Source organism: Streptomyces capoamus (assembly GCF_014654935.1).
GTDB classification, from domain to species: Bacteria; Actinomycetota; Actinomycetes; order Streptomycetales; family Streptomycetaceae; genus Streptomyces; species Streptomyces capoamus.
Map to the genome: position 1 here is coordinate 39,821 of NZ_BNBF01000016.1, position 4,538 is coordinate 44,358.

Genomic DNA, 4,538 nt, shown 5'->3' on the forward strand with positions numbered 1-4,538 from the left:
GCCGGCGGACCGGGGGCGGGGCGGCGGCGCCGGTGGTGAGGGCCGCGTACTCCGCGAAGACGTCCGTGAGCACCTGGGCCAGGCTCCAGCCGTCCAGGATCAGGTGGTGGGAGGTCCACAGCAGCTGCAGCCGGTCGCCGGGCAGCCGGACCAGGGTGAGCCGCATCAGGGGCGCGGCTGCCAGGTCGAGGCCGCGCGCGAGGTCGTCGGCGCGCAGCCGCTCCAGCCGCGCGGCCCGCTCCCCCGGGTCCAGGTCCCGCCAGTCCAGCTGCTCGACGGGCACGGTGACGTGCCGGTGCACGATCTGCAGGGGTACCGGCACGTCCTCCCAGACGACCGAGGTGCGCAGGGCGGGAGTGCGGTCGGTGACGCGCTGCCAGGCCGCGGCGAGGGCGCCGGGGTCGCTCACCCCGTCCAGCAGCAGGGCGGCCTGGTCGACGTACACGTCGTCCGGTCCGCCGACCAGCCGGTGGAAGAGCATGCCCTCCTGGAGCGGCGTCAGCGGCAGCAGGTCCTCCACGTCCCGGCCGTCGCCGGCCAGGCGGTCCACGCCGGCCTGGTCGAGCCCGGCGAGCGGGAAGTCGGAGGGGGTACGGCCGCCCGCGCCGGGTTCGGCGCAGTGCTCGGCGATGGCGGCGAGCGCGCGCACCATGCCCTCGGCCAGTTCCCGGACGGTGCCGGGGCGGTGCACCTGCTCGCTGTAGTGCCAGGTGATCTCCAGTTCGCCGTCGGCGACCAGGGCGGACACGTCCAGCAGGTGGTCCAGCGGGGCGCCGGGGTCCATGTCCCGGCCGGGTACGTCGGCGACCGGTGCGAAGTCGCCGCCGCCGGGCGCCTCCCACTGGCCGTGGTAGGTGAAGCACACCTGGGGCAGCGGGAGTGCGGCGAGGGCTCTCGCCTCCGGCCGGGGCGAACCGAGGTGGCCGAGCGCCTGGTAGCTCAGGCCGCGGCGGGGCACGGCCCGCAGCCGCTCCTTGACGGCCTTGAGCGTGGCCCCCCAGTCGGCCGGTGCGGCCGGGGTCAGGGTGACCGGGTACTGGGTGGTGAACCAGCCGACGGTGCGGGAGAGTTCGGCACCCTCGACGAGGTCCTCCTCGCGGCCGTGGCCCTCCAGGGCGACGGTGACCCGCTCGGTGCCCGTCCAGTCGGCCAGCACCCTGGCCAGCGCGCTCAGCAGCACGTCGTTGACCTGGGTGCGGTAGGCCGCGGGTACCCGGCGCAGCAGCGCGTCGGTGGTGGCGCGGTCCACGCGGGTGCGGACGGTGCGCACGGAGCCGGCGAGCGGGGTGCCGGGCAGGTCGACGGGGAGCGGGGAACGCGGCAGCGCGGTCTCCGCCGTCCAGTGCGCCAGGTCGTCGTCCAGGTCGCCGGCCCGGACCCGGTCGGCGAGGTCGTGCGCCCAGTCGGCGAACGGGGTGTGCTCGGGCTCCGGTCGGGGCTCCTCGCCCGCCGCCGCCTGCCGGTAGGCCTGTTCCAGGTCGGCGAGCAGCACCCGCCAGGAGACGCTGTCGACCGCCAGGTGGTGGGCGGTCAGGAAGAGCCGCGGCCGGTCACCGCCGGTGAGCAGGGCGGCGCGGAAGAGGGCTCCGGTGGCCGGGTCCAGGGCGGCGCGGGCGGCCCCGGCGGCCTCGTCGGGCGGGGTGCCGGGGTCGTGCCGGGTGAGCAGTCCGGTGGCCGGGCCGGTACCGGGGTGCTGGAGCCAGCTGTCCCCGGTGCGTGTGTAACGGGTGCGCAGGGCCGGGTGCCGGGCCGCCAGGGCGTCCACCGCCTGTTCCAGCGCCCGCTCGTCCAGGTCGTACGGCAGGTCGAGCAGCATCGACATGCTGAAGTGCCGCAAGCTGCCGTGCGTGGCGAAGAACCACTCCTGGACGGGGGTGAGCGGGGCGGGCCCGTCCGGGCGCGGGCGCCGGCGGGCGGGAGCGGTCTCGGTGCGGCGGGACGCGGCGGCGGCCAGGTCGGCGACCGTCTGGTGCCGGAAGACGTCCTGGGAGCCGATCCTCAGGCCCGCGGCGCGGGCCCGGGAGACGGCCTGGATGCTCAGGATCGAGTCGCCGCCCAGCTCGAAGAAGTTGTCGGTGACGCCGACCCGGGCCACCCCGAGCACCTCGGCCCAGATCCCGGCCAGGGTCTCCTCGTCGGGGGTGCGCGGGGCGACGAACTCCCGTTCGGTGTCCGGGGCCGTGGGCGCCGGCAGGGCCCGGCGGTCCAGTTTGCCGCTGGTGGTCAGCGGCAGCGCGGCCAGCGGGGTGAAGGAGGACGGCACCAGCGCGTCGGGCAGCACCCGGCGCAGGGCCGCCCGCAGGTCGGCGGGGTCGGGGCGGGGTGCGCCGGGCGCGGGGACGACGTAGGCGGCGAGACGCGGGTGGCCCTGCGCGTCGGGCACGGCGGCGACCGCGGCGGCGGTGATGCCGGGCAGCGCGAGCAGGGCGGCCTCGATCTCCCCGGGCTCGATGCGGTGGCCGCGCACCTTGATCTGGTCGTCGGCGCGGCCCAGGTAGTCCAGGCGGCCGTCGGCGGTCCAGCGGGCCAGGTCGCCGGTGCGGTACATGCGGGTGCCGGGCGGCCCGTAGGGGTCGGCGGTGAAGCGGGCGGCGGTCAGCCCGGGGCGGCCGGTGTAGCCCCGGGCCAGCTGGGGGCCCGCGAGGTACAGCTCGCCGCCGACGCCGGGCGGCACCGGCTGGAGCCGGTCGTCCAGCACGTACGCGCGCAGGCCGGGCAGGGGACGGCCCACCAGCGGGCGGTCGCCGCCGTCGATCCGGCAGGACAGCGCGTCGACCGTGCACTCGGTGGGGCCGTAGAAGTTGTGGGCGGTCACGTCCGGGTGGGCGGCCAGCTCCCGCCACAGCGCGGACCCGACCGCCTCGCCGCCGAGCATGAGCACCCGGGGGTGGTGCCGGGGGTCGGTGAGCAGTCCGGCGGGCAGCAGCTGCCGCAGGTAGGAGGGGGTGACGTCGAGGAAGTCGACGCGGTGGCGGACGACGTACTCGACGAGGGCGGCCGGGTCCATCCGGGTCGTCTCGTCGACCAGGTGCAGCGGGTGGCCGTCGGCCATCAGCAGGACGCCTTCGAGGGAGGTGTCGAAGGAGAAGGACGCGGTGAGCGCGACCCGCAGCGGACCGCCGCCCGCCTCGGCGACGAAGCCGGCCCGGTGCGCGGCCAGCAGGTGCGCCGCCGCGCGGTGGGACACGACGACGCCCTTGGGGCGGCCGGTGGAGCCGGAGGTGTGGATGACGTACGCGGTGTGCTCGGGGTGCAGCGGGGCGCGCCGGTCGGCGTCGGTGGGGTCGGTGTCCGGTGCGGTCGCGGGTACGGCGCGCAGGGCGGCCTCGTCCAGCACCAGGGCCGGGCGGGCGTCGTCCAGCAGGTACCGGACGCGTTCCTCGGGCAGCGCGGGGTCGAGCGGCAGGTAGCCGGCGCCGGACTTCCAGACGGCGAGGATCGCGGTGATCATGTCGGCGGTGCGCGGCAGCCGCAGCGCGACGAGCCGTTCGGGGCCGGCGCCGAGCGCGATGAGGTGGTGGGCGAGCCGGTTGGCGCGGGCGTTGAGCGTGCCGTAGTCCAGGCGTTCGCCGCCCGCGACGAGGGCGAGGGCGTCCGGGGTGCGGGCCGCGCGACGCTCGAAGACGACGGGGTGGAGGGTGTCGTCGACGGGGAGGTGCGGGCCGGCGCTCCAGTCGTGCAGGACACGCCGTACCTCGTCCCCGGACATCAGCGGCAGGCTGCCCAGCGGGCGGTCCGGGGTGTCGGCCGCGCCACGGAGCAGGTGCAGCAGCTGTCCGGCCAGCCGTTCGGCCGTGGCCGCGTCGAACAGGTCGGTGCGGTACTCCAGCAGTCCGGTCAGCGCGGTGCCGTCCGGTACGAACTCGATGCTCAGGTCGAAGGTGGCCGCCTGCCGGGGCACGGTGACCGGGGTGGTGGCGAGACCGCTCGGGGCGGTCGCGGCGGGCGGGTCGGGGTGCAGCAGGACCATCACGTCGAACAGCGGGTTGCGGCCCGCCTCGCGGGGTGCGCCGACCGCCTCCACGACCCGCTCGAACGGCGTGTCGCCGTGGGCGAAGGCGTCGCCCACCGTCTCGGCCGCCTTCGCCAGCAGCTCGCGGAAGGATCCGGCGGTGTCCACCGGGGTGCGCAGCGCGACGGTGTTGACGAAGAACCCGACGGTGCGTTCCAGGTCGGTGCGCGAGCGGCCCGGTGTCAGCGAGCCGACGGTGATGTCGTCCTGGCCGGACCAGCGGGCCAGCAGCGCCTGGGTGGCGGCGACCAGGGCGGTGTGCAAGGTGCTGTGCTGGTCCCTGGCGAGGTCGCGCAGCCGGGCGGTGAGGTCGGCGGGGACGGTGAAGGCGTGGACGGCGCCCTCCCCCGCCTCCTCGCCGCGCCGGGGCCGGTCCAGGGGCAGCTCGGGGGCGACGGCACCGGTCAGCTTCTCGCGCCAGTGGTCGAGTTGCCGCTCCAGACGGGGTCCCGAGAGCTGGGCGCGCTGCCACACCGCGAAGTCCGGGTACTGCGTGGGCGGCGCGGGCAGGTCCGGTCGGGTGCCC

1 protein-coding gene is annotated in these 4,538 nt (G+C 76.7%); it reads right to left on the reverse strand.

Annotated elements, in window-relative coordinates; all coding sequences use genetic code 11:
• The coding region (locus IE312_RS41580; protein WP_229900358.1) for a non-ribosomal peptide synthetase at positions 1-4,538 on the reverse strand (4,538 nt) is incomplete at both ends.